Source organism: Streptomyces sp. NBC_00654 (genome assembly GCF_026341775.1).
In the GTDB taxonomy this organism is placed as follows: domain Bacteria; phylum Actinomycetota; class Actinomycetes; order Streptomycetales; family Streptomycetaceae; genus Streptomyces.
Map to the genome: position 1 here is coordinate 1569260 of NZ_JAPEOB010000002.1, position 13959 is coordinate 1583218.

At 72.7% G+C, this 13959-nt stretch carries 13 protein-coding genes; 5 read left to right on the top strand and 8 right to left on the bottom strand.

What is annotated here, in order from left to right:
• Nucleotides 1-254: 254 nt before the first annotated feature.
• Nucleotides 255-1325, top strand: coding sequence for a PAC2 family protein (locus tag OHA98_RS27190; protein WP_266929360.1), 1071 nt, complete (start codon nucleotides 255-257; stop codon nucleotides 1323-1325).
• Between the two features lie 357 nt (nucleotides 1326-1682).
• On the opposite strand, the gene mshC is transcribed toward OHA98_RS27190, so the two are convergent.
• From mshC to OHA98_RS27210, 4 genes are all read right to left on the bottom strand, one after another.
• On the bottom strand, nucleotides 1683-2912 hold the full coding sequence (mshC, locus tag OHA98_RS27195) for a cysteine--1-D-myo-inosityl 2-amino-2-deoxy-alpha-D-glucopyranoside ligase (RefSeq protein ID WP_266929361.1): 1230 nt from the start codon (nucleotides 2910-2912) through the stop codon (nucleotides 1683-1685).
• A gap of 123 nt (nucleotides 2913-3035) precedes the next feature.
• Nucleotides 3036-3872 carry an SCO1664 family protein gene (locus OHA98_RS27200; RefSeq protein ID WP_266929362.1) on the bottom strand — a complete coding sequence of 279 codons (837 nt, stop codon included), beginning with the start codon at nucleotides 3870-3872 and terminating at the stop codon, nucleotides 3036-3038.
• Complete coding sequence (locus OHA98_RS27205) at nucleotides 3836-4426, bottom strand: DUF3090 domain-containing protein (protein WP_266929363.1); 591 nt, start codon at nucleotides 4424-4426, stop codon at nucleotides 3836-3838. Before OHA98_RS27205 ends, OHA98_RS27200 begins: the two co-directional genes overlap by 37 nt.
• Before the next feature lie 72 nt (nucleotides 4427-4498).
• Nucleotides 4499-5221, bottom strand: a complete 723-nt coding sequence (locus tag OHA98_RS27210) for a histidine phosphatase family protein (RefSeq protein WP_266929364.1) — start codon at nucleotides 5219-5221, stop codon at nucleotides 4499-4501.
• Nucleotides 5222-5332: 111 nt separating this feature from the next.
• On the opposite strand from OHA98_RS27210, the gene corA reads away from it, so the two are divergent.
• The gene (gene corA, locus OHA98_RS27215) at nucleotides 5333-6328 is read left to right on the top strand and encodes a magnesium/cobalt transporter CorA (RefSeq protein ID WP_266929365.1); all 996 of its coding nucleotides are present in this window, start codon (nucleotides 5333-5335) and stop codon (nucleotides 6326-6328) included.
• A gap of 69 nt (nucleotides 6329-6397) precedes the next feature.
• Here the strand turns inward: corA and OHA98_RS27220 are convergent, their stop codons facing one another.
• The gene (locus OHA98_RS27220; protein WP_266929366.1) at nucleotides 6398-7186 is read right to left on the bottom strand and encodes a ferritin-like domain-containing protein; all 789 of its coding nucleotides are present in this window, start codon (nucleotides 7184-7186) and stop codon (nucleotides 6398-6400) included.
• Nucleotides 7187-7410: 224 nt separating this feature from the next.
• Nucleotides 7411-8460 (bottom strand): LLM class F420-dependent oxidoreductase, encoded by a 1050-nt coding sequence (locus tag OHA98_RS27225; protein ID WP_266929367.1) that lies wholly within the window; start codon nucleotides 8458-8460, stop codon nucleotides 7411-7413.
• Between the two features lie 303 nt (nucleotides 8461-8763).
• On the opposite strand from OHA98_RS27225, the gene OHA98_RS27230 reads away from it, so the two are divergent.
• Both OHA98_RS27230 and OHA98_RS27235 read left to right on the top strand, forming a co-directional pair.
• A complete protein-coding gene (locus OHA98_RS27230) occupies nucleotides 8764-9747 on the top strand; it encodes an aldo/keto reductase (protein WP_266929368.1) in 984 nt (327 codons plus the stop codon).
• Nucleotides 9744-12146: a helix-hairpin-helix domain-containing protein gene (locus OHA98_RS27235; protein ID WP_266929369.1), complete on the top strand. Its 2403-nt coding sequence runs from the start codon at nucleotides 9744-9746 to the stop codon at nucleotides 12144-12146. The genes OHA98_RS27230 and OHA98_RS27235 overlap by 4 nt, the downstream gene beginning before the upstream one ends.
• 69 nt (nucleotides 12147-12215) lie before the next feature.
• Here OHA98_RS27235 and OHA98_RS27240 read toward each other — a convergent pair whose 3' ends face one another.
• The gene (locus OHA98_RS27240; protein ID WP_266929370.1) at nucleotides 12216-12875 is read right to left on the bottom strand and encodes a hypothetical protein; all 660 of its coding nucleotides are present in this window, start codon (nucleotides 12873-12875) and stop codon (nucleotides 12216-12218) included.
• 47 nt (nucleotides 12876-12922) lie between these two features.
• On the opposite strand from OHA98_RS27240, the gene OHA98_RS27245 reads away from it, so the two are divergent.
• On the top strand, nucleotides 12923-13111 hold the full coding sequence (locus tag OHA98_RS27245) for a DUF5703 family protein (RefSeq protein ID WP_266929371.1): 189 nt from the start codon (nucleotides 12923-12925) through the stop codon (nucleotides 13109-13111).
• Nucleotides 13112-13181: 70 nt separating this feature from the next.
• On the opposite strand, the gene OHA98_RS42765 is transcribed toward OHA98_RS27245, so the two are convergent.
• Nucleotides 13182-13955, bottom strand: coding sequence for a chaplin (locus OHA98_RS42765; protein WP_323179646.1), 774 nt, complete (start codon nucleotides 13953-13955; stop codon nucleotides 13182-13184).
• Between the last annotated feature and the right edge of the window lie 4 nt (nucleotides 13956-13959).

Below are 13959 nucleotides of genomic sequence, written 5' to 3' on the forward strand. Positions count from 1 at the left end.
GCCCCCCAGGGCAAATAACATCGGATCTCTGGTGTGGTCATCCGATGTATAGCGCCGTACAGGGGCAGGCGTCCAGGGTTGAGGGGAAATTCCGTCATACAGCTCGGATGAATCCAGGGGCTGATGCCCTGATTCGACCGTTGATGCACCCCTCAGTGGCAAGGTTCACCCACCCGTGCAAAGAGGCTGCTGCAGGAGGGGGGCCAACCCGTAAGGTTGCTCCGTACACAAGAAGACTTCGGAAGGAGGCCTGGGTGATCGAGCTCGAGGGGGTACCCGAGCTGATCGACCCGGTCATGGTGGCCGCGTTCGAGGGCTGGAACGACGCCGGTGACGCCGCCTCCACAGCGGTCGGACATCTGGACCGGGAATGGAAGGGCGAGGTGTTCGCGGCGCTCGACGCCGAGGACTACTACGACTTCCAGGTCAACCGGCCCACGGTGTGGCTGGACGGCGGGGTGCGCAAGATCACCTGGCCCACCACCCGGCTCTCCGTGGTCCGCGTCGGCGGGGAGAAACCCCGCGACCTGGTCCTGGTCCGCGGCATCGAACCGTCGATGCGCTGGCGCTCGTTCTGCAACGAGATCCTGGGTTACGCCCATGAGCTGGGCGTCGAGATGGTCGTCATCCTCGGCGCGCTGCTGGGCGACACCCCGCATACCAGGCCGGTACCGGTCAGCGGCGTCACCTCGGACCCGGATCTGGCCAGGACCATGGACCTGGAGGAGACCCGGTACGAAGGCCCGACAGGCATCGTCGGCATCCTCCAGGAAGCCTGCACCCATGCGGGCGTGCCCGCGGTGAGCCTGTGGGCGGCGGTGCCGCACTATGTGTCGCAGCCGCCCAACCCCAAGGCGACGCTGGCGCTGCTGAACCGCCTCGAAGACCTGATCGGCCTGCGGATCCCGCTGGGTGAACTGCCCGAGGACGCCCGCGCCTGGCAGCTCGGCGTCGATCAGCTGGCCGCCGAGGACAGCGAGGTCGCGGAGTACGTCCAGACGCTGGAGGAGGCCCGGGACACCGCGGAGCTGCCCGAGGCGTCCGGCGAGGCCATCGCCCGGGAGTTCGAGCGCTATCTGCGGCGCCGGGACGGCGGCCCGGGACAGGCGCCCGGCGGCCATGCCACGGAGTCCGGGGATGCCTCGTACCTGCGGGACACCTCCTCCGGCCGCGCCAGACCCCCCAGACCACCGCGGCCGGAAACAGGCCTCGAGAACACCCCCGGCGCCCCGCCGCAGGACGGTTCCACGCCCTCGTCCTCCGACAAGGACGGCGGACCGGACGAAAACCCGGACGAAACATCCGAGGATTCGTCCGAGGACTGATCCGAGGACCGATTCGAGGGCCGATCGGCGGCAGCAGGCCTCGGCACCGTCCGGGGACAAGGGCGGGCACGCGGCGCGCGACGGGCGGAAACGACGGCCGGCCCCGGACTTCGGGAAGAAGTCCGGGGCCGGCCGTCGTGAACGGATCGAGCGGTGGGTGACGGCACCGAGGCCTGGGGCGTGTGTCGAAAGTCCCGCCCGGCTCGCGACGCCCGGCACGCACGCTCGCCGCGTTGTCCGCGTTGCTGGAGTGTTCTCGTACGTCCGGTACGAGAACACTCCTCCGCCTTGCGATCGCACGCACCGGACGCCGTGAGCCCCGCCCTTCGGGCGGACGGCGCCACTTTCGGCACCGCCCTAGAGCGCGACGCCCAGCAGTGCGTCGACGGTGCGCGAGACGAGCCCCGGCGCGCTCTCGTCCGTACCGCCCTCGGCAACGGCCAGCGCGGCCCAGCGGTCCACCGCGGCGAGCGCCGCGGGGGCGTCCAGGTCATCGGCGAGGGCCTCGCGGACCTCCTCGACCAGGCCGTCCGCGGACGGCCCGTCGGGGCGGGAGACGGCGGCACGCCAACGGCCCACGCGCTCCACGGCGTCGGTGAGCACCTGGCCGGTCCACTCCCAGTCGGCCCGGTAGTGGTGCGCGAGCAGGGCCAGCCGGATGGCGGCCGGGTCCACGCCCTCGCGGCGCAGCGCGGAGACGAACACCAGGTTGCCCCGGGACTTGGACATCTTCTCGCCGTCCAGCGCGACCATGCCGGCGTGGACGTAGGCCTGGGCGAACGGGTGCTCGCCGGTCAGTACCTGGGCGTGCGAGGCGCCCATCTCGTGGTGCGGGAAGGCCAGGTCGGAACCGCCGCCCTGAACGTCGAAGCCCATTCCCAGATGGTCCAGCGCGATGGCCACACACTCGATGTGCCAGCCGGGCCGGCCGCGGCCGAGCGAGGCCCCGTCCCAGCTCGGCTCGCCCTCACGGGCGGCCATCCAGAGCATCGGGTCGAGGGGGTTCTTCTTGCCGGGGCGCTCCGGGTCGCCGCCGCGTTCGGCGGAGAGCAGGCGCATCGCCTCGGCGTCGAGGTTCGAGACCTCGCCGAAGTGCGGGTCGGCCTCGACGGAGAAGTACACATCGCCTTCGAGTTCGTAGGCGGCGCCCGCGTCCCGGAGGCGTTCGACGAGCGGGACGATGCCGGGTATCGCCTCCACCGCGCCGATGTAGTGCTTCGGCGGGAGCATGCGCAGGGCGGTCATGTCCTCCCGGAAGAGGGCCGTCTCGCGCTCCGCGAGCTCGGTCCAGTCCTGACCGTCGCGCACGGCCCGCTCCAGCAGAGGATCATCCACGTCGGTCACGTTCTGGACGTAGTGAACCTGCCGCTTGGTGTCGAGCCACACGCGCTGAACGAGGTCGAACGCGTTGTAGGTCGCCGCATGACCCATATGGGTCGCGTCGTACGGCGTGATGCCGCAGACGTAGATGCGGGCGACGGGACCGGGGTCAAGGGTGATCCGTCCGCCGGTCGCGGTGTCGTGGATCCGAAGGTCGCGGCCCTTGCCAGGCAGGGCGGGGACCTCAGAAGCGGGCCAGGCATGCATGTCATGAGCGTAACCGGACGATGCTTCCGGATACGAACCGGATAGGGGAACGTGGCCGAAGAGGCGGTCTTGCGCGGACGGGACGGTTCGTCTACCGGTCCCGGGACGGTCCGTTCCCGGCTGTCACACCGGCGGCCACGGAATCGCCGGCCACGCCCCGCTGGGCTCCGGATGCCGCCCCGCCGTACGCAGCCCCGCGACCCGCCCCCGCAGCGCCTCCAGCTCGGCCCCTGTGACGAGTCCGGCCAGACGGGTGGCCAGCGCCGCGCCCGGCGCGAGCTCCGCGGCCAGCAGACCGAGCACCTCCACGGCCTCGGCCGTCAGGGGCTCCCCGGCCCACCCCCACAGCAGCGTCCGCAGCTTGTCGTCCGCGTTGAACGTGACGCCGTGGTCGATGCCGTACAGCCGCCCGCCGGGCGCGGGCAGCAGGTGCCCGCCCTTGCGGTCACCGTTGTTGATCACCGCGTCGAGGACCGCCAGCCGCCGCAGCCGCGGGTCGTCCGCGTGCACCAGCAGCGCCGTCCGGCCCTCCCCCACCTCGGCGAAGCCCACGGCCTTCCAGCCCTCCCCGGGCTCCTCGGACTCGACGAGCGCGAGCAGCGACGGCTCCGCCTCGCCCCCGGGGGTCTCGATCCACAGCTGGCACATGCCCCGGCCGTACGGTCCGTCGCGCAGCACCGTGGGCGGGACGAGTCCCCACCCGGTCGCCTCGGAGACCTCGTAGGCGGCCACCTCGCGCTGGGCGAGCGTCCCGTCGGGGAAGTCCCAGAGCGGCTGCTCCCCGGCGACGGGCTTGTAGACGCAGGTGCGCTCCTCGCCCTCGTACGCGACCGTGCAGTGGAGCACCGCGTTGGACGCGCCGCGGACCTGTCCCAGGACCGTGAGCCGCCCCTCGGTGAGCAGGGTGAGCAAATCGGTGTCCGTCAGGCCCCGCGACGGTATCCGTTCTGGCGCGGGCATACGTGTCCTTCCGGATCGAGCGGCAGACTGCACAGCGGGCACGGCGGGCGGCCGGCGTTCACGACATCCAGCGCCCGCTTGGCGAAGGCGCGCGCCTGGGCGCCGCTCAGCCGGACGCGCAGCATCGGCGGTCCGTTCTCCTCGTCCTGCAGAAGCCGTTCCTCGGCCTCCGCGAGGTCGTCCTCGGAGTCGGCGTCCAGTTCGACGAGGGCCTGCGCCTCGACGATCATGCGCTGCTCCTCACCGTCCCAGGCCAGCGCCATCGTGCCGACCCGGAACTCCTCCTCGACGGGTGCGTCGAGGGGTGCGGTGTCGGCGATGTCCGTGGGGGCCACGGCGGGCACCGGCGAGTTGCCGCCGGTCCGCCGTACGACCTCGTCGAGCAGTTCGTCGATCCGCTCGGCCAGGGCGGCTACCTGGGTCTTCTCCAGCGCCACGCTGGTGACCCGGCCGCTCGACGACGCCTGGAGGAAAAACGTACGGCGGCCAGGCAGCCCGACCGTACCGGCCACGAACCGGTCCGGCGGGTCGTACAGGAACACCTGACGGGACACGTCCTGTCTCCCTTGAGAATTGACGGCGGATGAGGGGCGCCTACGGCGCGTCCACCCTACTGTGCGGAGCGATCACGGCGCCCCCGCGCCGCCCCCGACCGCCGCGTCCGCCGAACCGTCTCCGCCGGGTGACGCCGAGGCGTCCGCCCCGGCGGTCCGTTCGCGCGGTGCCAGCGGGGCGAGGTCGCCGGTGTCGCCGAGCCTGAGGAGGAAGGGGCGCAGCCGTGTGTAGCGGATCGCCGTGACCGAGCAGGGGTCGGCGTGGATGCGCTGGAACAGGTCCAGATGCATGCCGAGCGCATCGGCGACGAGTGCCTTGATGATGTCGCCGTGCGAGCACATCACATACGTCGCGTCATCGCCGTGCTCCGCCTCGATGCGGGCGTTCCAGTCCCGTACGGCGTCCACGGCGCGGGCCTGCATGGCCCGCATGGACTCACCGCCGGGGAACGCCGCGGCGGAGGGGTGCTGCTGCACGACGGTCATCAGCGGCTCGTCGGAGAGCTCCGCGAGCTTGCGCCCCGACCAGTCCCCGTAGTCGCACTCGCTGATCCGCTCCTCGGTGTGCAGGGGAAGGCCGGGGCGGGCGTCGAGCAGCGGCTGGAGCGTCTGGCGGCAGCGCTGCAGGGGGCTGCAGACGGCGGCGGCGAGCGTGAGCGCGGACATCCGTCCGGGGAGTGCGGCGGCCTGCTCGGCACCGCGTTCGTCGAGGGAGACACCGGGGGTGCGGCCCGCGAGCACTCCGGCCGTGTTGGCGGTGGAGCGTCCGTGGCGTACGAGGATCAGCGTGGGCATACGGGCCAGGGTAGATGGCCCGGCAAAGGTGCACAGCGGGCGGCGGCAGGGAAGAATGCCCGCCGTGATCGTGGACGGTGCCATCTGCGCTATGGCCCATAACCAGGAAGTATGTCCCGAATGATCGTGGACTGTGCCATCTATCGAGACGGGCGCCGTACCGACGGCCCCGCCGACTTCTCCGACGCGCTCGACGAGGCGCGGGCCACCGGGGACGCCTTCCTCTGGATCGGGCTGCACGAGCCGACCGAGAAGGAGTTCGACCTGGTCAGCCACGAGTTCGGGCTGCACCCGCTGGCGGTGGAGGACGCGCTGAGCGCGCACCAGCGGCCCAAGCTGGAGGTGTACGACGACTCGCTGTTCGCGGTCATCAAGCCGATCGTCTACGAACCCGAGAGCGACACGGTCAGCGCCGATGAGCTGATGGTCTTCATGGGCGACTCGTTCGTGGTGACGGTCCGGCACGGCGAGGGCGCCCCGCTGGCGGCCGTCCGCCGCCGTCTGGAGGCCGAGCCCGAGGTGCTCAAGCACGGCCCCACGGCGGTGCTGTACGCGGTCAGCGACGCGGTCGTGGACCACTACATCGATGTCGCGGCCGAGCTCCAGGTCGACCTGGAGGAGCTGGAGACCCAGGTGTTCGCACCGAGCGGAAGCGGCAACTCCAAGAACACCGCGGCCGAGATCTACACGTTCAAGCGCCAGGTGCTGGAGTTCCGCCGGGCGAGCGGGCCGCTGGCGGTACCGATGTCCCGGCTGGCCGGCGCGGGGGTGCCGTTCGTGCACGAGCACTCCCAGCCGTTCTTCCGCGATGTCGCCGACCACCTGACGCGCGCCAACGAGCAGGTGGAAGGCCTGGACCGGCTCCTCTCGGACATTCTGTCGGCGCACCTGGCGCAGATGGGCGTGCGGCAGAACGACGACATGCGCAAGATCTCCGCCTGGGCCGCCATGGCCGCCGTCCCGACGATGGTGGCGGGCATCTACGGCATGAACTTCGACCACATGCCGGAGCTGCACTGGGCGTGGACCTATCCGGTGGTGGTCGGGCTGATGGCCTGCGCGGTGATCGGCCTGTACCGCCAGTTCAAGCGGCGCGGCTGGCTCTGAGCGTGGCGGCCGGCCCGGAGCGTCGGGGAGCGGCCCGGAGCGGTCCGGGCCGGGCGGGGGCCGCCGGGCTCACGCGTACTCGGCTTCCGCGACCGCCGGGCCGCCGAGCGCGTCACGCCGCTCGGGCGGTGTCAGGCTCACCATGCGCCGCCAGCCGACGAGACGCTCGTACGCGTACATCGCGTGGATACCCGCCGCCAGCACGGCGGCCTTGGCGCGGGGCCAGCGCAGTACCCGGCCCATGTGCGCCATCACCGCGAGGCTGACGTCGCGGTAGACCCGGATCTCGGACAGCGCGCACTCCCGCAGGGTGCGCTGGATCGTACGGCCGTGTCCGGCGCGGGCGAGGCGGAGCAGTTCCTCGTGGCAGTACGCGAGGTGGTTGTCCTCGTCGTTGGAGATCATCTTCACCGCGCGGCCGATATCGGGGTCGTCGGCGAAGTACCTGCACAGCAGCCGCATCTGCTCCGAGGCCCGCTGCTCGGTGACCCTGCTGTGGGCCAGATAGGTGATGATGTCGCGCTCGGAGAGCGGCTCCTCCCGCTTGAGGCGGCCGTGCGCGAGGCCGATGCCGTTCCTCTCCAGGAGCATCGTGTAGTCGGTCTCCCCCGGGACCTCCACGGGCCGCAGTCCGCGCTTCTTCAGGAGCGCGTTGAAGATCCGGCCGTGCTTGTCCTCGTCGGCGCCGTGCCGGACGATCCTGGGAGCCAGCTCCCGCTGGCTCGCGGGGACGAGAGCGGCGATCCGGCCGTTCTCCCAGCCGCCCTGGGACTCCCCGCTGGCCGCGATGGAACAGAAGAGCCGGAAGGACTCGTCGTCGTCGAGTATCTCCTGGAACAGGCTTTTTGCCGAGAGCATCAATGCCACCTCCGTACGGGTGTCCGCAGAGGCAAAGTCAAGTGCGGTACGCGGCGCTCGGCAACCGGAGGAGGGCGCGACGGGGCGGGGGACGCGCCGCGTAACCGTCGGCCGCGCGGCGCGTTGTTCCGCGTGACGGCCGTGGCGGGGTCGACCCCGAGCCCCCACCACGGCCGTAGCGCCGCCCGGGGCTCCCGGGCGGCGTTACGGCGCCCCCGCGGTGCTCAGGCGAGGCCGGAGCGCTCCAGGGCGTCCGTGCCGGCGCGCAGGGCGGAGATCCGCTCGTCGAGGGTGAAGCCGGCCGGGGCGAGGGTGAGGGTGGTGACCCCGGCGGCGGCGTACGCCTGCATCCGCTCGGCGATCCGCTCCACCGGCCCGAGCAGCGTGGTCTGGTCGATGAGCCGGTGCGGTACGGCGGCGGCGGCGCCGCTCTTGTCGCCGGACAGGTACATGTCCTGGATCTCGGCGGCTTCCTTCTCGTACCCCATGCGCTGGGCGAGCCGGTTGTAGAAGTTCTGCTTGCGGCTGCCCATGCCGCCGACGTAGAGCGCGGTGTACGGGCGGAACATGTCGGCCAGGCCGTTGATGTCGTCGCCGACGGCCAGCGGCAGGGTCGGGCAGACGTCGAAGCCGTCCATGGTCTTCCCGGCCTTCTCGCGGCCCGCCCGCAGGTGCCGCACCGCGGTGTCCTCCAGGTGCTCGGCGGACGGGAAGATCAGCAGGGCGCCGTCGGCGATCTCGCCGGTCTGCTCCAGGTTCTTCGGTCCGATGGCCGCGATGTAGAGCGGGATGTGCTCGCGCTGCGGGTGGACGGTGAGCTTGAGCGGCTTGCCCGGACCGTCCGGCAGCGGCAGCGTCCAGTGCAGGCCCTCGTAGCTGAGACGCTCGCGGGACATCGCCCTGCGGACGATCTCGACGTACTCACGGGTGCGGGCCAGCGGTTTGTCGAACTTGACGCCGTACCAGCCCTCGGAGACCTGCGGGCCCGACACCCCGAGGCCGAGCCGGAAGCGGCCACCGGAGAGCGAGTCGAGGGTGGCCGCGGTCATCGCCGTCATGGCGGGCTGACGGGCCGGGATCTGCAGGATCGCGGAGCCGACGTCGATGGACTCCGTCTGCGCGGCGACCCAGGCCAGGACGGTGGGCGCGTCGGACCCGTAGGCCTCGGCGGCCCAGCACACGTCGTAACCGAGCCGGTCGGCCTCCTGGGCGACGGCGAGGTTGTCGCCGTCCATGCCCGCGCCCCAGTAACCGAGATTGATGCCGAGCCGCATAACCGCTCCCCTTACTGATCAGTAACGTCCCTGTGGTCCGGACTCTAGCGCGCGTCACGGCGTTCCGGCAGGCCAAGGGCTGCCCCGTCATCCCTGGCGGATCAGCGCGCGGCGTCGGATGCGGTGCTTCGCAAGGTGGAGGGAGGCCCGCATACCGGATGTATGCGGGCGTTCCGACAACGCGGCGAGGTGCCGTAGCTGTCGTCGTGCGCCCGCCAGGGATGACGGGACAGCCCTTAGGCGGCCCATCGGTTGTCCACAGGCCTCCACTCCGTGGGGCCATGGCCAGTAATCTCAGCGCCCATGGAGCAGAGGCAACTCGGCCGTACCGGCCTACGCGTGTCCCGGATCGGGCTCGGCACCCTCACCTGGGGCCGGGACACCGACGAGCACGACGCCGCCGACCAGCTGAAGGCCTTCTGGGACGCGGGTGGCACCCTGGTCGACACCGCCGATGTGTACGGGGGCGGGGAGGCCGAGTATCTGCTCGGGCAGCTCGTGGACACCCTCGTGCCCCGGCAGGATCTGGTCATCGCGACGAAGGCGGGCAGCGTCCCCGATCCCTACCGCCGCTTCGACGGATCGCGCGGCCATCTGCTGGCCGCGCTCGACGCCTCGCTGGAACGGCTCGGGACGGACCACGTGGACCTGTGGCAGGTCCATGCCTTCGATCCGGCGACCCCGCTGGAGGAGACCCTGCAGGCGGTGGACCTGGCGGTGTCGTCCGGCCGCGTCCGGTACGCGGGCGTGTCGAACTTCTGCGGCTGGCAGCTGGCCAAGGCGGCCACCTGGCAGCTCGCCTCACCCGGCGTACGCACCCGGCTGGCCAGCACGCAGATGGAGTACTCGCTGCTCCAGCGCGGCATCGAGCGGGAGGTGCTGCCGGCCGCGCTGGACCTCGGGGTGGGCCTGCTGCCCTCGTCCCCGCTGGGCCGCGGGGTGCTGACCGGCAAGTACCGGCTGGGCACCCCGTCCGGCTCCCGGGGCGCCTCCGATCAGCTGGCCCCCTTCGTCGAGCCCTATCTCGACGACGCGGCGAGCCGGATCGTCGACGCGGTGGCGACGGCGGCGGACGGTCTGGCCACGACGGCGCTCCAGGTGTCGCTGGCCTGGGTCCGGGACCGGCCCGGGGTGGCGGCCCCGATCATCGGCGCGCGCAACGCGCAGCAGCTCAGAGAGGCTTTGTCAGTGGAGGCGCTTAGTCTTCCTGACGAGATCTGCCAGGCGCTCGACGATGTGTCGGCGCCCGTGCACCGCTATCCCGACCAGGACTGGAGCACTCTGTGACTGCGCTTCCCCGGGGGGAAACCCCAGGCCCCTCGGCCGAGGACGGCCCGCCGGTGCCGGACGCCCCCGACACGCCGGACGGGGCGACGGGCGACGGGCCGGAAGCCGCCGCGGACGGGAGTGCCGAGGGCGACGGCGACGACGAGGCCGCCTCCGAAGCCGTGCCGGAGTCCGGCGGACCTGAGGCGCAAGCCCCGGACGACGGAACGGCCGAGGGGACGGCCGAGGGGACGGCCGAGGGGACGGCCGAGGGGACGGCCGACGAGAAGGCCGACGGGACGGAGGCCGCCGCCGGGGAGACGGCCGGTGCGGCGGAGGCCGCCGCCGCACCCTCCGAGGCGGAGGCCGAGCTCGCCGCCCAGCGCGAACTGCGGGAGCGGATCGAGAAGCGCAAGGCCGACAAGGCCGGCCCCATCCCGGCCGGTACGAAGCTCAGCGGCACCGCCGCCGATCTCCTCGCGGCCGTCCGGGCCGTCGAGAGCGGCGACAAGGCCGGCACCGCGTTCTTCGACTCCCCCGCCACGGCCCCCGCCCCCCGCCGCGCCGCCCCCGCCCCCACGCAGCCCACCGCGCCGCGCCCCCGGCCGTCCGGGCCCGCCCCCGCGGCACCGGGCGCGTCGCCCGGGGCGGCCGCATCGGTGCGGGCGCTGCTCACCGAGGGCGGGGCTCCCGAGGCGCTGGCCCGCCCGGCCGCCGAAACGCTGGGCGAGCAGGCCGCCGAGGCCCTGCGCGAGGACCCATGGCGGCTGCTCGCCGTCCCCGGGGTCGGCCCGGAGCAGGCGGACGGGTTCGCGCGGGCGCTGCTGGGCGCCGGATGCGGCCCGGACGACGAACGCAGGACGGCGGCACTGGTCGGCTGGCTGCTGGAGCGGGCGGCCCGCCAGGGCCACACGGCGCTGGACGCCGCGGACGTCCGGGCGGCACTCGCCGAGCGCGCGGTGGGCGACCCGGACGCGGCCGTGGAACACGCCGTCGCCGAGGGCGTCGTGCTGGTCTTCCAGGACGGCCTGGACGCGGCGGAGGCCGCGGACGAGCCCGGACCCGAGGACGGGGAGGACACGGAGGGCGGCGACGAGAGCCGCGCGGACCGGCAGGACGGCGCCGGTCAGGCTCCGGAGCCGGTCCAGGTGCTGCTGGGCCTCGACCGGTACGCACTGGCCGAGGAGAGCCTCGCCGACGGTCTGGCGCGGCTGGTCAACGCCTGCGAGAAGACCGCTGACTGGTCCGCAGCCGCGGCCGCCGCCCCGTCCCCTTCGGCGGCCGAGCTGATCCGTACGGCCGCCACCGGCGGTCTGGTCACCCACAGCGGCGGAGAGGCGGCCCGCGCCGAACCGGCGGCCCTGATCGCGGCGGCCCGGGGCCTGGGGCTGCGCGCCCTCGGCGCCACCCACAGCGAGGACGGCCGCGACAGGCTGGCCCGGTCGGTCGGCGACCCGCGGTCGGCCGTCACCGTCGCCGGGCTGCTCACCGGCGCCGAGGGCCCCGGGCGGGACGAGGACGGTGCGCTGGCCCTGGATCTGCTGGTCGTGCTGGACGCCCCGCAGCTGGACGTGGAGGCGGCGGCGATCCTGGTGGAGTCGCTCGCGGACGGCACCCGGCTGGTGTTGAGCGGCGACCCCGGTGTGCTGGGTTCGGCGGGCGCGGGCCGGGTGTTCGCGGATGTGCTGGCCGCGCGCGCGTGCCCGCAGGTCGTGTCCCGTACACCGGACCCGGGCCCGGTCGGCGAGCTGGTCTCCGGCATCGGCATCGGTGAGCTGAACCAGGTCGAGGCACCGGGCAAGGAGGTGGTGATCGTCCCCGTGCGCGATGCGGGCGAGGCGGTCCACCGCACCGTTCAGCTGGTCGCCGACTCGGTTCCGCGAGCCTTCGGCATCGCTTCCGCCGAGACCCAGGTGATCACCGTCGGGCATGGCGGCTCGGCGGGCACCCGGGCGTTGAACGCCGCGCTGAAGCAGCGTCTGAACCCGGGCCCCGGCCGGTTCGGCGGTTTCGATCCCGGCGACCGCGTCGTCCATGTCCCCGCACCCGGCCGGACCGTGCCCGGGGTGGTGCTCTCGGCCGACGCCGAGGGACTGCGCCTGGACTGCGCGGGCGTCCCCGTCGTCGTACCCCAGGACCGGGTGGAGTCGGCCGTGCGGCACGGCTGGGCGCTCAGTGCCCACCAGGCGGCCGGGATGCGCTGGCCCGCCGCGGTCGTCGTACTGCCCGGCGACGCCGCGCAGGGGCTCAGCCGCCCCTGGGTGTACACCGCCTTCAGCCGCGGGGAGCGGCATCTGTCCGTCGTGCACGGCGTGGACCAAGCGCTCGCGCACGCGGTCGCCCGGATCCCCGCCCAGGAGCGGACAACGCGGCTGCGCCCCCTGCTGGAGGCTCTGCCGACCCCCGGCGCCGCGTCCTGAGGGCTGTCCCGGCAGCACTGTGGCCCCCGGCTCACCGGGGGCCACGGTCGGCGGGAACTCACCGGTTGTTCAGGAGGTGCCTGCCGTCAGGTCGTCCAGGTCCTCGTCCAGCTCCTCCTCGTCGAAGACCGAGCTGACATCGAACCGGCACACCACGAGCTGGGGATCGGCGTGGTCGAACGGTGCCCCGAGCCATTCGCCCGGCTCGGGCGGCACGTCGGCGGCCGAGACCCAGAGCGTGGAGTCACCTTCCTCAAGGCCGAACTCCTTGTGCCGGGAGGCGATCTCGTCCGGTTCGTACTCACCGAAGAGCACGCCGAGCGCGGCATGGACGCTGGTGCCGACGACAGGGCCGTTCCCGGTGCCCAGGTCGTCCGACTCCAGATCTGCGAGGCGCTGTGCCTGAGCGAGCAGTCGCGGGGGTTCCACGACCGTGTAGTCGCGCCGGATCAGCACGCTCAGCGCGCCGGGCTCCCCGGGACCGGCATAGGGCGGCAGGGAGTCGTCCGCCCCGGGGATCTCGAAGGGGGTGACCTCGTCGTAGCGGTCGTAGAGGAGTTCGTCGTAGACCTCGGCCGCGGCGGCCAGTTCATTGAACGCGTCGTAGACGGCGGGGTCGTCGTCCCCGGTACGGCGTTCGACCGCGTCGAGGTGGTGGTCGAGCGCGGCTTTGACCGCTTCGGCGGCGGCACGTACCTCGGCAGCGGTGGGCTGCACAGCATCAGACATAGAGCAGACGCTATCCGTACCGGGGCTGTGCCCGCACAATAGATGCGATGCCGGAATACGAATTTATCGACGTGTACGTGCCGCGCGGGGTGTCCCGCAACGATGCGGCCCGACTGCTGACCGACCACGCCGAGTACGGGCACTGGGAGTTGGACCGCCTGACCCTGCGCCTCGACGGCAGCCGCAGAGTGCGGCTGCGCAGACGGATCATCCGTCAGATACGGGCCACCTGGTAACACGGAGCGGGCCCCGCGGATACGGGGCCCGCTCCGTTTCACCGTACGGTCCGCGACCGTCGCGGAGCCGCTACGCGGCGTTCCGGGAGCGGCGGTACAGCACGGATCCGACACCGGCCAGGAGCAGGCCCGCGCCCGCCGGGATCAGCAGGTCGAGCCCGCCGCCACCGGTCTGTGCGAGCTGCTCGCCGGGGTGGTTCTGCGCCTGCGGAGCGTTGGGCTCGGGCGGGCTGTTCACCGGCGGGGTGGGGGGCGTCTCCGGCGTGACGGGCACCTCCGGCCGCGGCGGGGTGATCCCGGCGCCGTTGCCGCAGCTGTTGCCGAAGGTGGGGTTGAGGAGCCCGCCGATGGTGACGCTGTTGCCGCAGGCGTTCACGGGGATGTCGATCGGCACCGCGACGTTGTTGCCGGACAGGAGCCCGGGGGACCCCTGCGCCGTGCCCTCCGCCGAGGCGCCGGGGGCACGGTGCTTCCCGCCGCCGGTCCCGCCGCCCGCTGTTCCGGCGTCACCGCCCGGCGCCTGCGCGGTGGTGCTGCCCGCCGCCGCGTGGTTGCCCGAGCCGCCGCTGTCGGCCGCACCGGCGTGCGACGCGGTCCCCGACGTGCCGTTCGCGCAGTCGTTGCCGAACGTCGGGTTCAGCAGTCCGCCCACGTTCACGGAGTTTCCGCACAGATTGACCGGTACCTCGACCGGAATCTGGACCGAATTCCCGGACAGCACCCCCGGGGAATTGGTCGCCGCGCCGTTCGCCCCGGCGTCGGCGTGTGCGTAGCCACCACTGAGCGCGAGCACTCCGCCCGCCGCCGCGATGGTGATCAGGCCTTTACGAGTGACCTGTCGCATAGGT